Here is a 14,400-nt window from a genome sequence, read left to right on the forward strand (position 1 = left end):
GAATGCCTCGCAAGGGTTCTCCTGGCCGTCGTCAGCTCATGGCTGACCCGGTTCACAACTCGCCCCTGGTCACCGCGCTCATCAACAAGGTGCTCCTGGACGGCAAGCGGTCCATCGCTCAGTCCATCGTGTACGGCGCCCTCGAAGGTGCCAAGGAGAAGACCGGCAACGACCCGGTCGTCACCCTGAAGCGCGCGCTGGACAACGTCAAGCCCACCCTTGAGGTCCGCAGCCGCCGTGTCGGTGGCGCGACCTACCAGGTCCCGGTCGAGGTGCGCGCCGCGCGCAGCACCACTCTGGCCCTGCGCTGGCTGGTGCAGTACTCCCGGGCCCGCCGCGAGAAGACCATGACCGAGCGCCTCATGAACGAACTGCTCGATGCCAGCAACGGCCTCGGCGCAAGCGTCAAGAAGCGTGAGGACACCCACAAGATGGCCGAGTCCAACAAGGCCTTCGCCCACTACCGCTGGTAACAGCGGCTTCGACGAGACGACGAGGACGCGAGAGAAGTGGCCACCACGACCGCTCTTGACCTGGCCAAGGTCCGCAACATCGGGATCATGGCTCACATCGACGCGGGCAAGACCACGACGACTGAGCGCATCCTGTTCTACACCGGTATCAACTACAAGATCGGTGAGGTCCACGAGGGCGCAGCCACGATGGACTGGATGGAGCAGGAGCAGGAGCGTGGTATTACCATCACCTCCGCTGCTACGACCTGCGAGTGGCTTGGCCACACGATCAACATCATCGACACGCCGGGTCACGTGGACTTCACGATCGAGGTGGAGCGCTCGCTCCGCGTCCTCGACGGTGCCGTCGCCGTGTTCGACGGCGTTGCGGGCGTCGAGCCCCAGTCCGAAACGGTGTGGCGTCAGGCCGACCGTTACGAAGTTCCCAGGATCTGCTTCGTCAACAAGCTGGACCGGGTCGGCGCGGAGTTCCACCGCTGCGTCGACATGATGATCAGCCGCCTGAACGCGACCCCCGCGGTCCTTCAGCTTCCCTGGGGCGTCGAGGCCGACTTCAAGGGCGTCATCGACCTGGTCAAGATGAAGGGTCTGCTCTGGAGCGCCGAGGCGGCCAAGGGCGAGATGTACGAGACCGTCGACATCCCGGCCGAGCACGCCGAGGCCGCTCGCGAGTGGCGTGACAAGCTGGTCGAGACGGTCGCCGAGAACGACGACGAGCTGATGGAGCTCTTCCTGGAGGGCGTCGAGCCCACCGAGGAGCAGCTGGTCGCGGCCATCCGCCGCGCGACGCTGAGCAGCGCCATCAACCCGGTCCTGACCGGCACCGCGTTCAAGAACAAGGGCATTCAGCCCCTGCTCGACGCGATCGTCGCCTACCTTCCCGCCCCGACCGACATCCCGGCCTTCAAGGGCCACGCGGTCGGCAAGGAAGACGAGATCATCGAGCGCCACGCGGATGTGAACGAGCCGTTCTCCGCGCTGGCATTCAAGATCATGAGCGACCAGCACCTGGGCCGTCTCACCTACATCCGCATCTACTCGGGCACGCTCGAGACCGGCACCGCCGTGGTCAACGCGGTGAAGGGCCGTAAGGAGCGGATCGGCAAGATCTACCAGATGCACGCCAACAAGCGCGAGGAGCGCGGGTCGGCCGTCGCCGGTCAGATCGTCGCCGTCATGGGCCTGAAGGACACCACCACCGGTGACACCCTGGCCGACCCGGCTCACCCCGTGGTCCTGGAGTCGATGAACTTCCCGGCGCCGGTCATCAGCGTCGCCATCGAGCCCAAGACCAAGGGCGACCAGGAGAAGCTGGGCACCGCGATCCAGCGTCTGGCCGAGGAGGACCCGTCCTTCCAGGTCCGTCGTGACGAGGAGACCGGGCAGACGGTCATCTGGGGTATGGGCGAGCTCCACCTGGAGATCCTCGTCGACCGGATGCGCCGCGAGTTCAAGGTCGAGGCCAACATCGGCCGGCCTCAGGTGGCCTACCGGGAGACCATCCGCCGCAAGGTGGAGAAGGTCGACTACGTCCACAAGAAGCAGACCGGTGGTTCCGGCCAGTTCGCCAAGGTCATCATCGACATTGAGCCGCTGGGCGAGGGCAACGACGGTTACGAGTTCGAGAACAAGGTCTCCGGTGGCCGCATCCCGAGGGAGTACATCCCCTCGGTCGACGCGGGCGCCCAGGAGGCGGCCGAGTTCGGTGTTCTCGCCGGCTACCCCATGGTCGGGGTCAAGGTCACCCTGCAGGACGGTGCCTACCACGAGGTGGACTCGTCCGAAATGGCCTTCAAGATCGCCGGTTCGATGGCCTTCAAGGAGGCCGCGCGCAAGGCGGACGCCGTAATCCTGGAGCCGATGATGGCCGTCGAGGTCACCACGCCCGAGGACTACATGGGTGACGTCATCGGTGACCTCAACGGTCGTCGCGGACAGATCCAGGCGATGGACGAGCGCTCCGGCGCCCGGATCGTCAAGGCGCTCGTGCCGCTCTCTGAGATGTTCGGCTACGTGGGAGACCTCCGTAGCAAGACGCAGGGACGCGCGAGCTACAGCATGCAGTTCGACTCCTACGCGGAAGTGCCCGCGCACATCGCCAAGGAGATCGTCGCGAAGGTGCGGGGCGAGTAGCCCAGCACTCATTTCGGTGCGGGTGGCGAGGAGATCGTCGCCCCGTTACCGGAGGGGTGCGGGGCGAGTAGCCCAGCACTCATTTCGGTGCGGGTGGCGAGGAGATCGTCGCCCCGTTACCGGAGGGGTGCGGGGCGAGTAGCCCAAGCACTCACTTTGGTACGGGTGGCGGGGAGACTCGCCGCCCGTTGCCGGGGGTGCGGGGCGAGAGCTTTCTCGCGGGCCGGTTCCGACAGGGGCCGGTCTCCCCGAACCCGAATATGAAGACGCAAGTCACGTCAGAATCTCTAAGGAGAGAGCAGTGGCCAAGGCCAAGTTCGAGCGGACCAAGCCGCACGTAAACATCGGCACCATTGGGCACATCGACCACGGCAAGACCACTCTGACCGCGGCGATCACCAAGGTGCTCCACGAGCGTTTCCCGAACCTCAACGAGGCGACCCCGTTCGACAAGATCGACAAGGCGCCCGAGGAGAAGGCTCGTGGTATCACGATCTCCATCGCGCACGTCGAGTACCAGACGGAGAAGCGCCACTACGCCCACGTGGACTGCCCCGGTCACGCCGACTACGTGAAGAACATGATCACCGGTGCGGCTCAGATGGACGGTGCGATCCTCGTGGTCGCCGCCACCGACGGCCCGATGCCGCAGACGAAGGAGCACGTCCTCCTGGCCCGCCAGGTCGGCGTCCCCTACATCGTCGTGGCCCTCAACAAGTCCGACATGGTGGACGACGAGGAGATCCTGGAGCTCGTCGAGCTTGAGGTCCGCGAGCTCCTCTCGGCTCAGGAGTTCCCTGGCGACGACCTGCCGGTCGTCCGCGTCTCGGCGCTGAAGGCGCTTGAGGGCGACGCCAAGTGGGGCGACTCGATCATCGAGCTCATGACCGCGGTGGACGAGAACGTCCCCGAGCCGGTCCGTGAGACCGACAAGCCGTTCCTGATGCCGGTCGAGGACGTCTTCTCGATCACCGGTCGCGGCACGGTCGTCACCGGCCGTATCGAGCGCGGTATCGTCAAGGTCAGCGAGACCGTCGACATCATCGGCATCAAGGAGACCAAGACCACCACCACGGTCACCGGTGTCGAGATGTTCCGCAAGCTCCTCGACGAGGGCCAGGCGGGTGACAACGTCGGTCTGCTCCTGCGCGGCATCAAGCGCGAGGACGTCGAGCGCGGCCAGTGCATCATCAAGCCGGGCACGACCACCCCGCACACCGAGTTCGAGGCCCAGGTCTACATCCTGAGCAAGGACGAGGGCGGCCGCCACACGCCGTTCTTCAACAACTACCGCCCGCAGTTCTACTTCCGTACGACTGACGTGACCGGCGTGGTGAACCTCCCCGAGGGCACCGAGATGGTCATGCCGGGCGACAACACCGAGATGAGCGTCGCGCTCATCCAGCCCATCGCGATGGAGGACGGTCTCAAGTTCGCCATCCGTGAGGGTGGCCGCACCGTCGGTGCGGGTCGAGTGACCAAGATCATCAAGTAGTACGATCGCGGAGTGGCGGTCGGCCCTCGACGAAAGGGCCGGCCGCTTCCCCACGAGGGGCCCGCGCCGCAGGGCGCGGACCCCGGCAGGACCCCACGAACCGTGATCTCGCAGTTGGTTCGGCCGAACGATGACCGAAGTAACTGCCAGATCACGGAAGAAAGCGCGGACTCACAGCGTCTGCTACGTGGGGCATGTGCGGAGAACGTCGCCCCAGGGCGAGGTGGGCTCCGCGCAACATGGAGGGGACGTCCGAGACGGACCCGGCCATGACACAGCGGCAACAGGCCGCACGTAACTTTTTCAGACGACAGTGAAGGACACCGAGGCCATTATGGCGGGACAGAAGATCCGCATTCGGCTCAAGGCCTATGACCACGAGGTCATCGACGTCTCGGCCAAGAAGATCGTCGAGACGGTGACAAGGACTGGCGCCAAGGTCGCGGGCCCGGTGCCGCTGCCGACCGAGAAGAACGTGTACTGCGTCATCCGCTCGCCGCACAAGTACAAGGACAGTCGCGAGCACTTTGAGATGCGCACGCACAAGCGGCTGATTGACATCATCGACCCGACGCCGAAGACGGTCGACTCGCTCATGCGACTCGACCTTCCCGCCGGCGTTGACATCTCGATCAAGCTCTGAGGGAACGCACTGACATGGCTAAGCAGATCAAGGGCGTCCTGGGCAAGAAGCTCGGCATGACCCAGGTCTTCGACGCGGACAACCGGATGGTCCCGGTGACCGTCGTCGAGGCCGGTCCGTGTGTCGTGACCCGCGTCCGCACCGCTGAGAAGGACGGCTACACCGCCATCCAGCTGGGCTTCGGACAGGTCGACCCGCGGAAGGTCAACAAGCCGCTCGGCGACTACCTGCGCAAGCACGACATCACCCCGCGCCGTTACTTCGCGGAGATCCGCACTGACGACGTGAGCGAGTACACCCTGGGCCAGGAGCTCTCGGCCGACACCTTCGAGGCCGGCCAGTACGTCGACGTGACGGGCAAGAGCAAGGGCAAGGGTTACGCGGGTGTCATGAAGCGGCACGGCTTCAAGGGCCTGGGCGCCTCGCACGGTACGCAGCGCAAGCACCGCTCGCCGGGTTCCATCGGTGGCTGCGCCACCCCGGGCCGCGTCTTCAAGGGTGTGCGCATGGCCGGCCGGATGGGCAACGCCCGCACGACCATCCAGAGCCTCAAGGTTCACGCCGTGGACGCCGAGAAGGGCCTCATCCTGATCAAGGGTGCGATCCCCGGCGCCAACGGCAGCCTGGTCCTGGTCCGCACCGCCGCCAAGAAGGGGGCTGCCAAGTGAGCACCATTGACGTCCTCGACGTGAGCGGCGACAAGGCCGGGACCGTCGACCTGCCGGAGGACATCTTCGGCACGAAGGTCAACATCCCGCTGATCCACCAGGTCGTCGTGGCCCAGCTCGCCGCTCGCCGGCAGGGCACCCACAAGGCCAAGACCCGTGGTGAGGTCAGCGGCGGTGGCAAGAAGCCGTACCGCCAGAAGGGCACCGGCCGCGCCCGCCAGGGTTCGACCCGCGCTCCGCAGTTCACCGGCGGTGGCACCGTCCACGGTCCGGTTCCGCGGGACTACTCGCAGAAGACTCCCAAGAAGATGAAGGCCGCCGCCCTGCGCGGGGCTCTGTCCGACAGGGCGACCGGGGGCCGCGTTCACGTGGTCAGCGGTCTGGTCGCGGGGGAGACCCCGAAGACCAAGGCGGCTCTCGAGTCGCTTCGCAGGATCACGAAGGCCCGTAGTGTCCTGGTCGTCGTGGACGAGGGTGACGAGCTCAGCTGGCTGAGCCTGCGTAACGCTCCCGAGGTCCACCTGCTGGACGCCGGGCAGCTCAACACCTACGACGTGCTCTGCTACGACGACGTCGTTTTCACTCAGGCGGCGTACGACCAGGTCGTCGCGCGTCTGAGCAAGAGCGGGAAGGAAGACGCCTGATGGAGAAGATCGCCGACCCGCGCGACATCATCATCAAGCCGGTTGTCTCCGAGAAGAGCTACGGCCTGATCGACGAGCACAACAAGTACACGTTCCTGGTGCGGAAGACGGCCAACAAGACGCAGGTCAAGATCGCTGTTGAGAAGATCTTCGGCGTCAAGGTGGCCAGCGTCAACACCATCAACCGCCAGGGCAAGCGTAAGCGGACCAGGTTCGGTTACGGCCAGCGTCCGGCTACCAAGCGAGCGATCGTCAGCCTGGTCGAAGGCGACCGGATTGACATCTTCGGCCAGATCGGCTGACGCGCTCGCTCAGTAAGTACAGGGAGAAGCCCCTCATCGCCAGGTGAGGGGCCTTCGACCGGATTAACCGACGAAGGATGAACGAAAAAGATGGGCATCCGTAAACTCAAGCCGACGACCCCGGGTCGCCGCGGCGCCAGCGTCTCGGACTTTGCCGAGATCACGCGCAGCACGCCCGAGAAGTCGCTGCTTGCACCCCTGCACAGCAAGGGTGGCCGTAACGTCCACGGCCGTGTCACCACCCGTCACCAGGGTGGTGGCCACAAGCGCGCCTACCGGATCATCGATTTCCGGCGTCACGACAAGGACGGGATTCCGGCCAAGGTCGCTCACATCGAGTACGACCCGAACCGCACCTCCCGTATCGCGCTGCTGCACTACGCCGACGGGGAGAAGCGCTACATCCTCTGCCCGACCGGCCTCAAGCAGGGCGACAAGATCGAAAACGGCCCCACGGCCGACATCAAGCCGGGCAACTGCCTCCCGCTGCGCAACATCCCGACCGGTACCTTCATCCACGCGGTGGAGCTCCGTCCGGGCGGTGGCGCCAAGCTGGGCCGGTCCGCCGGCGCGCAGATTCAGCTCCTCGCCAAGGAGGGCCAGTACGCCACGCTGCGTATGCCCTCCGGTGAGATGCGCCAGGTCGACGTTCGCTGCCGGGCCTCCATCGGCCAGGTCGGCAACGCCGAGCAGGCCAACATCAACTGGGGTAAGGCCGGACGTATGCGGTGGAAGGGCAAGCGCCCCACCGTCCGCGGTGTCGCGATGAACCCGGTCGACCACCCGCACGGTGGTGGTGAGGGTAAGACCTCCGGCGGTCGTCACCCCGTCAACCCCAAGGGCAAGCCCGAGGGTCGTACTCGTGCGGCGAACAAGGCCAGCGACCGGCTGATCATCCGCCGTCGTACCAAGCGGAAGAAGCGGTAGGAGCAGCCAAAATGCCACGTAGCCTCAAGAAGGGTCCCTTCGTGGACGACCACCTTCAGAAGAAGGTGGATGTCCAGAACGAGAAGGGCACCAAAAACGTCATCAAGACGTGGTCGCGGCGCTCCATGATCGTGCCCGACATGCTCGGTCACACGATCGCCGTTCACGACGGCCGCAAGCACGTCCCGGTGTTCGTCACCGAGTCGATGATCGGTCACAAGCTGGGCGAGTTCGCGCCGACGCGGACCTTCCGCAGCCACGTCAAGGAAGACCGCCGCAGCCGGCGATAAGCGCCTTAGGGAGAGGAAGTCGAGTCGGAGACGATCGTCACCCGGCACGACGGACTCGCCCGATACGAAGCAGAAGGTAAGAGGAGTAAGCGATGGAAGCCAGGGCTCAGGCGCGGTTCGCGCGCCACACGCCCATGAAGGCCCGCCGCGTGGTGGACCTCATTCGCGGGCTGCCCGCTTCGGAGGCGCAGGCCGTGCTGCAGTTCGCTCCCCAGTCGGCGAGCGAGACCGTGTACAAGGTGCTGTCGAGCGCCATTGCCAACGCGGAGCACAACTTCAAGCTCGACCGTGACACGCTCTTCGTGAGCCGTGCCTGGGTCGACGAGGGCCCGACGCTGAAGCGGTTTCGTCCCCGTGCTCAGGGTCGTGCCTATCGGATCAACAAGCGGACCAGCCACATCACCGTGATCGTGGAGTCCCGCGAGCCGAAGGGGAGGACCCGCTAGTGGGTCAGAAGGTTAACCCGCACGGGTTCCGCCTCGGCATCACGACCGACTTCAAGAGCCGGTGGTATGCCGACAAGCTCTACAAGTCGTACGTTGCCGAGGATGTGGCGATCCGCCGCATGCTCAAGAAGGGCATGGAGCGGGCCGGCATCTCCAAGGTGGAGATCGAGCGGACCACCGACCGGGTTCAGGTCGACATTCACACCGCCCGTCCGGGCATCGTCATCGGTCGCCGCGGCGCCGAGGCGGACCGGATCCGCGGTGACCTCGAGAAGCTGACCAAGAAGCAGGTCCAGCTGAACATCCTTGAGGTCAAGAACCCTGAGATCGACGCTCAGCTCGTCGCCCAGGGGGTGGCCGAGCAGCTGTCCAGCCGTGTCTCGTTCCGCCGCGCCATGCGCAAGGCGATGCAGTCGGCGATGAAGAGCGGCGCCAAGGGCATCCGGGTGCAGTGCTCCGGTCGTCTCGGCGGCGCGGAGATGTCCCGTTCGGAGTTCTACCGCGAGGGCCGCGTGCCCCTGCACACCCTCCGCGCGGACATCGACTACGGCCTGTACGAGGCCCGTACCACCTTCGGCCGCATCGGCGTGAAGGTGTGGATCTACAAGGGTGAGGCTCCGACCAGCCGCGCCGAGCGCGAGGCGGCCGCCGCCGGTGCTCGTGCGGGCCAGCGTCGTGACCGCGACGACCGTCGCGGCCCCGGTGCCGGTGGCGGCGACCGTCCCCGTCGTGGCGCCGGTGGCGCCCGTCGTGGTGCCGGCGCCGGCCGTGGCGACCGCGCCCCCAGGACCGAGGCGGCCTCCCAGGCCGCCCCCGAGACCGGCCCGGCTGCGCAGCCGGGTGCTGAAGGGAGCTGACCATGCTGATCCCGCGCAGGGTCAAGCACCGTAAGCAGCACCGGCCCGACCGTCACGGCGCCGCCAAGGGCGGCACCAGGGTCGTGTTCGGCGAGTTCGGCATTCAGGCGATTGAGCACTCCTACGTGACCAACCGCCAGATCGAGTCGGCTCGTATCGCGATGACCCGTCACATCAAGCGTGGTGGAAAGGTCTGGATCAACATCTATCCGGACCGTCCTCTCACCAAGAAGCCCGCCGAGACCCGCATGGGTTCCGGTAAGGGTTCGCCGGAGTGGTGGATCGCCAACGTCAAGCCCGGTCGCATCATGTTCGAGCTGTCGGGCGTCGCCGAGCCGGTGGCTCGCGAAGCCCTGCGTCGTGCGATGCACAAGCTGCCGATGAAGTGCCGGTTCGTCAAGCGTGAAGTGGGTGAGGCGTGATGGCTAAGGGCCTGACCGCCGGTGAGCTGCGGGTGGAAGACCAGGACACCCTGGTCACGAAGCTGAAGGAAGCCAAGGAGGAGCTGTTCAACCTCCGCTTCCAGGCTGCGACCGGCCAGTTGGAGAGCCACGGGCGGCTGCGTGCCGTTCGCCGCGAGATCGCCCGTATCTACACGGTGATGCGCGAGCGGGAGCTCGGAATCGTCACGGTAGAGAAGGAGTCGATTGATGGCTGAGGCCACGGAAACCACGACCGAGACGCGGAACTACCGCAAGACCCGTGAGGGTCTGGTCGTCAGCGACAAGATGGACAAGACTGTCGTGGTCGCTGTCGAGGACCGCGTCAAGCACCCCCTGTACGGCAAGGTCATCCGCAGGACGACCAAGTACAAGGCGCACGACGAGGCCAACAGCTGTGGTGTCGGCGACCGCGTTCTCCTGATGGAGACCCGGCCGCTCTCCGCCAGCAAGCGCTGGCGGGTCATCGAGATCCTCGAGAAGGCCAAGTAAGACAACGCGCCTCGTGGGGGGTGACACCGTCACCCCCCATGACGGCGTCCAAGGGGGCGAAGCGATCTTCGCCCCGCCTGCGTCGGCGGTCCGCCAAGGACTGTCGCCGGGGGACAAAGACCCAGCAGGTTCCGCAAGGCTCACCCACGGGTGAGAACCAGCGAGACAAACAGGAGTACAAGTGATCCAGCAGGAGTCGCGGCTCAAGGTCGCCGACAACACCGGTGCGAAGGAAGTCCTTTGCATCCGTGTGCTCGGTGGCTCGGGCCGGCGCTACGCGGGAATCGGCGACATCATCGTCGCCACTGTCAAGGACGCCATTCCCGGCGGCACCGTGAAGAAGGGCGATGTGGTCAAGGCCGTCATCGTCCGCACTGTCAAGGAGCGCCGCCGGCCCGACGGCTCCTACATCCGCTTCGACGAGAACGCCGCCGTCATCATCAAGGACAGCGGTGACCCCAGGGGCACCCGCATCTTCGGTCCCGTCGGACGTGAGCTGCGTGACAAGAAGTTCATGCGGATCATCTCGCTCGCGCCGGAGGTGTTGTAATGCCGAAGCTTCATGTGAAGAAGGGTGACCTCGTACTGGTCATCGCCGGCAAGGACAAGGGTGCCAAGGGCCGCGTGATCGCCGCCCACCCGCGCGACGAGCGCGTGGTGGTCGAGGGCGTCAACATGGTCAAGAAGCACTCCAAGGAGACCAACCAGGGTCCGCGTGGCGCCAAGACCGGCGGCGTGCAGACCATGGAGGCTCCCATCCACGTGAGCAACGTCAAGAAGCTCAAGGATGACGACAAGCCCGCCAAGAAGGAGTCGGCCAAGGCTGCTTCCGAGGAGACGGGTGAGGACAACTGATGACCGCGAACACTGAAGAGCGGACCCTCCCGCGCCTCAAGCAGCGCTACCGCGAAGAGATCATCGCGAAGCTGAACGAGCAGTTCGGGTTCGAGAACATCATGCTGGTGCCCACCATCACCAAGATCAAGGTGAACATGGGCGTCGGCGAGGCCGCGCGTGACTCGAAGCTCATCGAAGGCGCCGTCCGCGACCTCACCGTGATCACCGGCCAGAAGCCGGCGGTCGTCCGCGCCCGCAAGTCCATCGCCCAGTTCAAGCTGCGTGAGGGCATGCCGATCGGCGCGCACGTCACGCTCCGTGGCGACCGGATGTGGGAGTTCCTCGACCGGCTGCTCTCGCTGGCGCTGCCCCGTATCCGTGACTTCCGCGGCCTGTCGCCCAAGCAGTTCGACGGCAACGGGAACTACACCTTCGGTCTCACCGAGCAGGTCATGTTCCACGAGATCGACCAGGACAAGGTCGACCGTCAGCGTGGTATGGACATCACGGTCGTGACCACCGCTAAGACCGACGACCAGGGCCGGGCGCTGCTGAAGCACCTCGGCTTCCCCTTCAAGGAGGCCTGATCATGGCGAAGACGTCGCTCAAGGTCAAGGCTGCTCGCAAGGCCAAGTTCGAGGTCCGGGCGTACACTCGGTGCTCGCGCTGTGGTCGTCCCCGCGCCGTCTACCGGAAGTTCGGCCTGTGCCGCATCTGCTTCCGTGAGATGGCGCACCGGGGCGAGCTGCCCGGCATCACCAAGTCGAGCTGGTAGCCGTCCGCGCGGTCCCGTGACCATCACGGGCCCGCGCGGGGCACCGGCCACACATAGAAGTTCGTATTCACCGGGCGCTGACTACAAGCGCCCATGACCGCACCGAAGGTCCCCTGTGGAAACCGCGGTGAGGAAGGCCACCGGCCATGACGATGACCGACCCGATCGCAGACATGCTGACGCGTCTGCGAAACGCGAACTCGGCTTACCACGACAGCGTGGCGATGCCGTACTCGAAGATCAAGGCGCACATCGCCGAGATCCTCCAGCAGGAGGGTTACATCCAGTCCTGGAGCGTCGAAGACGCCAAGGTCGGAAAGAACCTCGTGGTGGAGCTGAAGTTCGGGCCGAGCCGTGAGCGGTCGCTCGCGGGCCTGCGACGGGTTTCCAAGCCCGGCCTGCGGGTCTATGCAAAGAAGGACAACCTGCCCCGAGTCCTGGGCGGACTGGGCGTCGCGATCATCTCGACGTCCGGCGGTCTCATGACGGACAAGCAGGCCGGCAAGCGTGGAGTGGGCGGGGAAGTCCTCGCCTTCGTTTGGTAGAGGGGAGAACGAACAGCATGTCAAGAATCGGACGGCTGCCCATCCCCGTACCGAACGGAGTGGACGTCGCCATCGACGGCCGGGACGTCACGGTCAAGGGCCCCAAGGGCACGCTTTCGCTTACGGTCGCGGAACCCATCGCGATCGCCAAGGGTGAGGACGGAAACCTCTCCGTCACCCGCCCCAACGACGAGAACAGGGTCCGTGCGCTGCACGGCCTGTCCCGCACCCTGGTCGCCAACATGGTGACCGGTGTGACCCAGGGCTACTCGAAGTCCCTGGAGATCGTGGGCGTCGGTTACCGCGTGCAGGCCAAGAGCCCGACTCAGCTCGAGTTCGCTCTCGGCTTCAGCCACCCGGTGATCGTCGACGCCCCCGAGGGTGTCACCTTCCGCGTCGAGAAGCCGACGCTGTTCCACGTGGACGGCATCGACAAGCAGAAGGTCGGCGAGATCGCCGCGAACATCCGCAAGCTGCGCAAGCCCGACCCGTACAAGGGCAAGGGTGTGCGCTACCAGGGTGAAGTTATCCGCCGCAAGGTCGGAAAGGCTGGTAAGTAGGCATGGCTGGCAAGACTGCGTTCGGCAAGCACACGGCCGCCCGCGCCGTCTCGCGGGCCCGCCGCCACGGCCGAGTCCGCAAGAAGGTTGTCGGTACGGCCACGCGTCCGCGTCTGGTCGTCAACCGCTCCACGAGGCACCTCTTCGTGCAGATCGTCGACGACGCCCAGGGCCACACGCTGGTGAGCGCCTCCACCATGGACGCCTCCCTGCGCTCGGCCGAGGGCGCCAAGACCGACAAGGCCAAGCAGGTCGGCGAGCTTCTCGCTCAGCGGGCCAAGGCAGCCGGGATCACCGCGGTCGTGTTCGACCGGGGTGGCAACCGCTACGCGGGCCGCATCGCGGCTCTCGCGGACAGCGCCCGCGAAGGTGGACTGGAGTTCTGATGACTCCTTTCACCAGTGCGCAACCGATGGCCCGTCTTACGAATGAGAAGAGGAACCACTAATGGCTGGAGCTCCGCGTCGCGGTGGCGCCGCCGGTGGCGAGCGGCGTGACGGTCGTCGTGACGACCGCCGCGGTGGCAACGCTGACAAGGGCGTCTCGTACATCGAGCGCGTTGTGAAGATCAACCGAGTGGCCAAGGTCGTGAAGGGTGGTCGTCGCTTCAGTTTCACCGCCCTCGTCATCGTCGGTGACGGCAACGGCATGGTCGGTGTCGGCTACGGCAAGGCCAAGGAAGTGCCCGCGGCGATCGCCAAGGGTGTCGAAGAGGCCAAGAAGCACTTCTTCAAGGTGCCCCGTATCCAGGGCACCATCCCGCACATCGTGCAGGGCGAAGAGGCCGCCGGCGTCGTCTTCCTGCGTCCGGCGTCGCCCGGTACCGGCGTCATCGCCGGTGGCCCGGTGCGCGCCGTGCTGGAGTGCGCGGGCATCCACGACGTGCTGTCCAAGTCGCTCGGCTCGGACAACCCGATCAACATCGTGCACGCCACCGTGGCCGCTCTGAAGGGCCTCAGCCGCCCCGAGGAGATCGCGGCCCGCCGCGGCCTGCCGATCGAGGACGTCGCCCCCAAGGCGATGCTCAAGGCTCGCGCCGAGGGTCTCGCGGAGGCCGCGGCGGCGAAGGCGGTGAGCTAGCCCATGGCACGCCTGAAGATTACCCAGGTCCGCTCGAAGATCGGTGGCAAGCAGAAGCAGCGTGACTCGCTGCGCTCGCTCGGTCTTAAGCGAATCGGCGACGTCGTCGTCAAGGAGGACCGCCCGGAGATCCGCGGCATGGTCTCCGTGGTGACGCACCTCGTCACCGTGGAAGAGGTCGACTAGACATGGCAGAGAACACTCCGCTCCGCATCCACCACCTGCGTCCGGCCCCCGGCGCCAACAAGTCGAAGGTCCGCAAGGGCCGCGGCGAGGCGTCCAAGGGCAAGACCGCGGGTCGCGGCACCAAGGGTACGAGGGCCAGGAACACTGTTCCGCTCGGCTTCGAGGGTGGTCAGGTCCCGCTGCAGCGGCGCCTGCCCAAGTTCAAGGGCTTCTCCAACGCCCTGTTCAAGACGACCTACCAGGTCGTCAACCTTGACAGGCTCGGCGAGCTGTTCCCCGACGGTGGCGACGTCACCGTGGAGACGCTGGTCGCCAAGGGCGCGGTTCGCAAGAACCAGCTCGTCAAGGTTCTGGGAACCGGTGACATCTCCGTGGCGTTGAACGTGGAGGCGCACGCCTTCTCCGCCAGTGCCAAGGAGAAGATCGCTGCCGCCGGAGGCTCCGTCTCCGAGCTGTAGGTGTCATCATCACGCGGCGCGGGGGCTCGTAATGGGCCCCCGCGCCCGTAGTGCGTTAGAGTTCGCTGGACAGTGGGCCTCGACTCATTTCCTTGGGCTCATTGACTGGATATGGCAAAGATGGAACACCCCCGCACCATCGCTGA

Annotated in this window: 24 protein-coding genes; all 24 read left to right on the forward strand. The window is 65.8% G+C overall.

The window, feature by feature from the left end; translation table 11 throughout:
• Positions 1–2: 2 nt before the first annotated feature.
• The 24 genes from rpsG (at position 3) to rplO (ending at position 14,254) form a co-directional block, all read left to right on the forward strand.
• Positions 3–473: a 30S ribosomal protein S7 gene (gene rpsG / locus AB0J58_RS02125; protein WP_012887827.1), complete on the forward strand. Its 471-nt coding sequence runs from the start codon at positions 3–5 to the stop codon at positions 471–473.
• A 36-nt stretch (positions 474–509) separates the two neighbouring features.
• Positions 510–2,609 carry an elongation factor G gene (fusA, locus tag AB0J58_RS02130; protein ID WP_364209061.1) on the forward strand — a complete coding sequence of 700 codons (2,100 nt, stop codon included), beginning with the start codon at positions 510–512 and terminating at the stop codon, positions 2,607–2,609.
• Between the two features lie 301 nt (positions 2,610–2,910).
• Complete coding sequence (gene tuf, locus AB0J58_RS02135; protein ID WP_343968342.1) at positions 2,911–4,104, forward strand: elongation factor Tu; 1,194 nt, start codon at positions 2,911–2,913, stop codon at positions 4,102–4,104.
• A 334-nt stretch (positions 4,105–4,438) separates the two neighbouring features.
• The gene (gene rpsJ / locus AB0J58_RS02140) at positions 4,439–4,747 is read left to right on the forward strand and encodes a 30S ribosomal protein S10 (protein ID WP_030912931.1); all 309 of its coding nucleotides are present in this window, start codon (positions 4,439–4,441) and stop codon (positions 4,745–4,747) included.
• A 14-nt stretch (positions 4,748–4,761) separates the two neighbouring features.
• The gene (gene rplC, locus AB0J58_RS02145; protein WP_343968340.1) at positions 4,762–5,415 is read left to right on the forward strand and encodes a 50S ribosomal protein L3; all 654 of its coding nucleotides are present in this window, start codon (positions 4,762–4,764) and stop codon (positions 5,413–5,415) included.
• Complete coding sequence (gene rplD, locus AB0J58_RS02150) at positions 5,412–6,059, forward strand: 50S ribosomal protein L4 (RefSeq protein ID WP_343968338.1); 648 nt, start codon at positions 5,412–5,414, stop codon at positions 6,057–6,059. Before rplC ends, rplD begins: the two co-directional genes overlap by 4 nt.
• The gene (gene rplW / locus AB0J58_RS02155; protein ID WP_030912923.1) at positions 6,059–6,361 is read left to right on the forward strand and encodes a 50S ribosomal protein L23; all 303 of its coding nucleotides are present in this window, start codon (positions 6,059–6,061) and stop codon (positions 6,359–6,361) included. The genes rplD and rplW overlap by 1 nt, the downstream gene beginning before the upstream one ends.
• Before the next feature lie 90 nt (positions 6,362–6,451).
• On the forward strand, positions 6,452–7,288 hold the full coding sequence (gene rplB / locus AB0J58_RS02160) for a 50S ribosomal protein L2 (RefSeq protein ID WP_271220144.1): 837 nt from the start codon (positions 6,452–6,454) through the stop codon (positions 7,286–7,288).
• An 11-nt stretch (positions 7,289–7,299) separates the two neighbouring features.
• Entirely contained in the window at positions 7,300–7,578 is a 279-nt protein-coding gene (gene rpsS, locus AB0J58_RS02165) for a 30S ribosomal protein S19 (protein WP_012887835.1), read from the forward strand.
• Positions 7,579–7,670: 92 nt separating this feature from the next.
• Complete coding sequence (gene rplV, locus AB0J58_RS02170; RefSeq protein WP_030912916.1) at positions 7,671–8,024, forward strand: 50S ribosomal protein L22; 354 nt, start codon at positions 7,671–7,673, stop codon at positions 8,022–8,024.
• On the forward strand, positions 8,024–8,881 hold the full coding sequence (gene rpsC, locus AB0J58_RS02175) for a 30S ribosomal protein S3 (RefSeq protein WP_326635525.1): 858 nt from the start codon (positions 8,024–8,026) through the stop codon (positions 8,879–8,881). The genes rplV and rpsC overlap by 1 nt, the downstream gene beginning before the upstream one ends.
• Positions 8,882–8,883: 2 nt before the next feature.
• Positions 8,884–9,303, forward strand: coding sequence for a 50S ribosomal protein L16 (gene rplP / locus AB0J58_RS02180; RefSeq protein WP_030912912.1), 420 nt, complete (start codon positions 8,884–8,886; stop codon positions 9,301–9,303).
• Complete coding sequence (rpmC, locus tag AB0J58_RS02185; protein ID WP_030912909.1) at positions 9,303–9,539, forward strand: 50S ribosomal protein L29; 237 nt, start codon at positions 9,303–9,305, stop codon at positions 9,537–9,539. The genes rplP and rpmC overlap by 1 nt, the downstream gene beginning before the upstream one ends.
• The gene (rpsQ, locus tag AB0J58_RS02190; protein WP_030912907.1) at positions 9,532–9,813 is read left to right on the forward strand and encodes a 30S ribosomal protein S17; all 282 of its coding nucleotides are present in this window, start codon (positions 9,532–9,534) and stop codon (positions 9,811–9,813) included. Before rpmC ends, rpsQ begins: the two co-directional genes overlap by 8 nt.
• 181 nt (positions 9,814–9,994) lie before the next feature.
• A complete protein-coding gene (gene rplN / locus AB0J58_RS02195; RefSeq protein WP_012887841.1) occupies positions 9,995–10,363 on the forward strand; it encodes a 50S ribosomal protein L14 in 369 nt (122 codons plus the stop codon).
• Positions 10,363–10,668, forward strand: coding sequence for a 50S ribosomal protein L24 (rplX, locus tag AB0J58_RS02200; protein ID WP_030912905.1), 306 nt, complete (start codon positions 10,363–10,365; stop codon positions 10,666–10,668). Before rplN ends, rplX begins: the two co-directional genes overlap by 1 nt.
• A complete protein-coding gene (rplE, locus tag AB0J58_RS02205) occupies positions 10,668–11,237 on the forward strand; it encodes a 50S ribosomal protein L5 (protein WP_030912902.1) in 570 nt (189 codons plus the stop codon). The genes rplX and rplE overlap by 1 nt, the downstream gene beginning before the upstream one ends.
• A gap of 2 nt (positions 11,238–11,239) precedes the next feature.
• The gene (locus AB0J58_RS02210) at positions 11,240–11,425 is read left to right on the forward strand and encodes a type Z 30S ribosomal protein S14 (RefSeq protein ID WP_012887844.1); all 186 of its coding nucleotides are present in this window, start codon (positions 11,240–11,242) and stop codon (positions 11,423–11,425) included.
• A gap of 146 nt (positions 11,426–11,571) precedes the next feature.
• Positions 11,572–11,970, forward strand: a complete 399-nt coding sequence (gene rpsH / locus AB0J58_RS02215) for a 30S ribosomal protein S8 (RefSeq protein ID WP_343968325.1) — start codon at positions 11,572–11,574, stop codon at positions 11,968–11,970.
• A 17-nt stretch (positions 11,971–11,987) separates the two neighbouring features.
• Positions 11,988–12,530 carry a 50S ribosomal protein L6 gene (rplF, locus tag AB0J58_RS02220; protein ID WP_364209065.1) on the forward strand — a complete coding sequence of 181 codons (543 nt, stop codon included), beginning with the start codon at positions 11,988–11,990 and terminating at the stop codon, positions 12,528–12,530.
• A gap of 2 nt (positions 12,531–12,532) precedes the next feature.
• The gene (rplR, locus tag AB0J58_RS02225; protein WP_030912897.1) at positions 12,533–12,916 is read left to right on the forward strand and encodes a 50S ribosomal protein L18; all 384 of its coding nucleotides are present in this window, start codon (positions 12,533–12,535) and stop codon (positions 12,914–12,916) included.
• 61 nt (positions 12,917–12,977) lie between these two features.
• On the forward strand, positions 12,978–13,610 hold the full coding sequence (rpsE, locus tag AB0J58_RS02230) for a 30S ribosomal protein S5 (RefSeq protein WP_030912894.1): 633 nt from the start codon (positions 12,978–12,980) through the stop codon (positions 13,608–13,610).
• Between the two features lie 3 nt (positions 13,611–13,613).
• Positions 13,614–13,796: a 50S ribosomal protein L30 gene (gene rpmD, locus AB0J58_RS02235; RefSeq protein WP_030912892.1), complete on the forward strand. Its 183-nt coding sequence runs from the start codon at positions 13,614–13,616 to the stop codon at positions 13,794–13,796.
• A 2-nt stretch (positions 13,797–13,798) separates the two neighbouring features.
• Positions 13,799–14,254, forward strand: a complete 456-nt coding sequence (gene rplO / locus AB0J58_RS02240; RefSeq protein WP_343968319.1) for a 50S ribosomal protein L15 — start codon at positions 13,799–13,801, stop codon at positions 14,252–14,254.
• Positions 14,255–14,400: the final 146 nt, after the last annotated feature.

Origin of the sequence: Streptosporangium sp. NPDC049644, from assembly GCF_040675205.1 — a bacterium.
Lineage (GTDB): Bacteria > Actinomycetota > Actinomycetes > Streptosporangiales > Streptosporangiaceae > Streptosporangium > Streptosporangium fukuiense.

Coding starts and splice junctions, on each gene's coding strand:
- rpsG (WP_012887827.1), top strand. CDS start 3: ATGCCTCGCAAGGGTTCTCCTGGCCGTCGTCAGCTCATGGCTGACCCG.
- rpsJ (WP_030912931.1), top strand. CDS start 4,439: ATGGCGGGACAGAAGATCCGCATTCGGCTCAAGGCCTATGACCACGAG.
- rplC (WP_343968340.1), top strand. CDS start 4,762: ATGGCTAAGCAGATCAAGGGCGTCCTGGGCAAGAAGCTCGGCATGACC.
- rplW (WP_030912923.1), top strand. CDS start 6,059: ATGGAGAAGATCGCCGACCCGCGCGACATCATCATCAAGCCGGTTGTC.
- rplB (WP_271220144.1), top strand. CDS start 6,452: ATGGGCATCCGTAAACTCAAGCCGACGACCCCGGGTCGCCGCGGCGCC.
- rpsS (WP_012887835.1), top strand. CDS start 7,300: ATGCCACGTAGCCTCAAGAAGGGTCCCTTCGTGGACGACCACCTTCAG.
- rplV (WP_030912916.1), top strand. CDS start 7,671: ATGGAAGCCAGGGCTCAGGCGCGGTTCGCGCGCCACACGCCCATGAAG.
- rplP (WP_030912912.1), top strand. CDS start 8,884: ATGCTGATCCCGCGCAGGGTCAAGCACCGTAAGCAGCACCGGCCCGAC.
- rpmC (WP_030912909.1), top strand. CDS start 9,303: ATGGCTAAGGGCCTGACCGCCGGTGAGCTGCGGGTGGAAGACCAGGAC.
- rpsQ (WP_030912907.1), top strand. CDS start 9,532: ATGGCTGAGGCCACGGAAACCACGACCGAGACGCGGAACTACCGCAAG.
- rplX (WP_030912905.1), top strand. CDS start 10,363: ATGCCGAAGCTTCATGTGAAGAAGGGTGACCTCGTACTGGTCATCGCC.
- rplE (WP_030912902.1), top strand. CDS start 10,668: ATGACCGCGAACACTGAAGAGCGGACCCTCCCGCGCCTCAAGCAGCGC.
- AB0J58_RS02210 (WP_012887844.1), top strand. CDS start 11,240: ATGGCGAAGACGTCGCTCAAGGTCAAGGCTGCTCGCAAGGCCAAGTTC.
- rpsH (WP_343968325.1), top strand. CDS start 11,572: ATGACGATGACCGACCCGATCGCAGACATGCTGACGCGTCTGCGAAAC.
- rplF (WP_364209065.1), top strand. CDS start 11,988: ATGTCAAGAATCGGACGGCTGCCCATCCCCGTACCGAACGGAGTGGAC.
- rplR (WP_030912897.1), top strand. CDS start 12,533: ATGGCTGGCAAGACTGCGTTCGGCAAGCACACGGCCGCCCGCGCCGTC.
- rpsE (WP_030912894.1), top strand. CDS start 12,978: ATGGCTGGAGCTCCGCGTCGCGGTGGCGCCGCCGGTGGCGAGCGGCGT.
- rpmD (WP_030912892.1), top strand. CDS start 13,614: ATGGCACGCCTGAAGATTACCCAGGTCCGCTCGAAGATCGGTGGCAAG.
- rplO (WP_343968319.1), top strand. CDS start 13,799: ATGGCAGAGAACACTCCGCTCCGCATCCACCACCTGCGTCCGGCCCCC.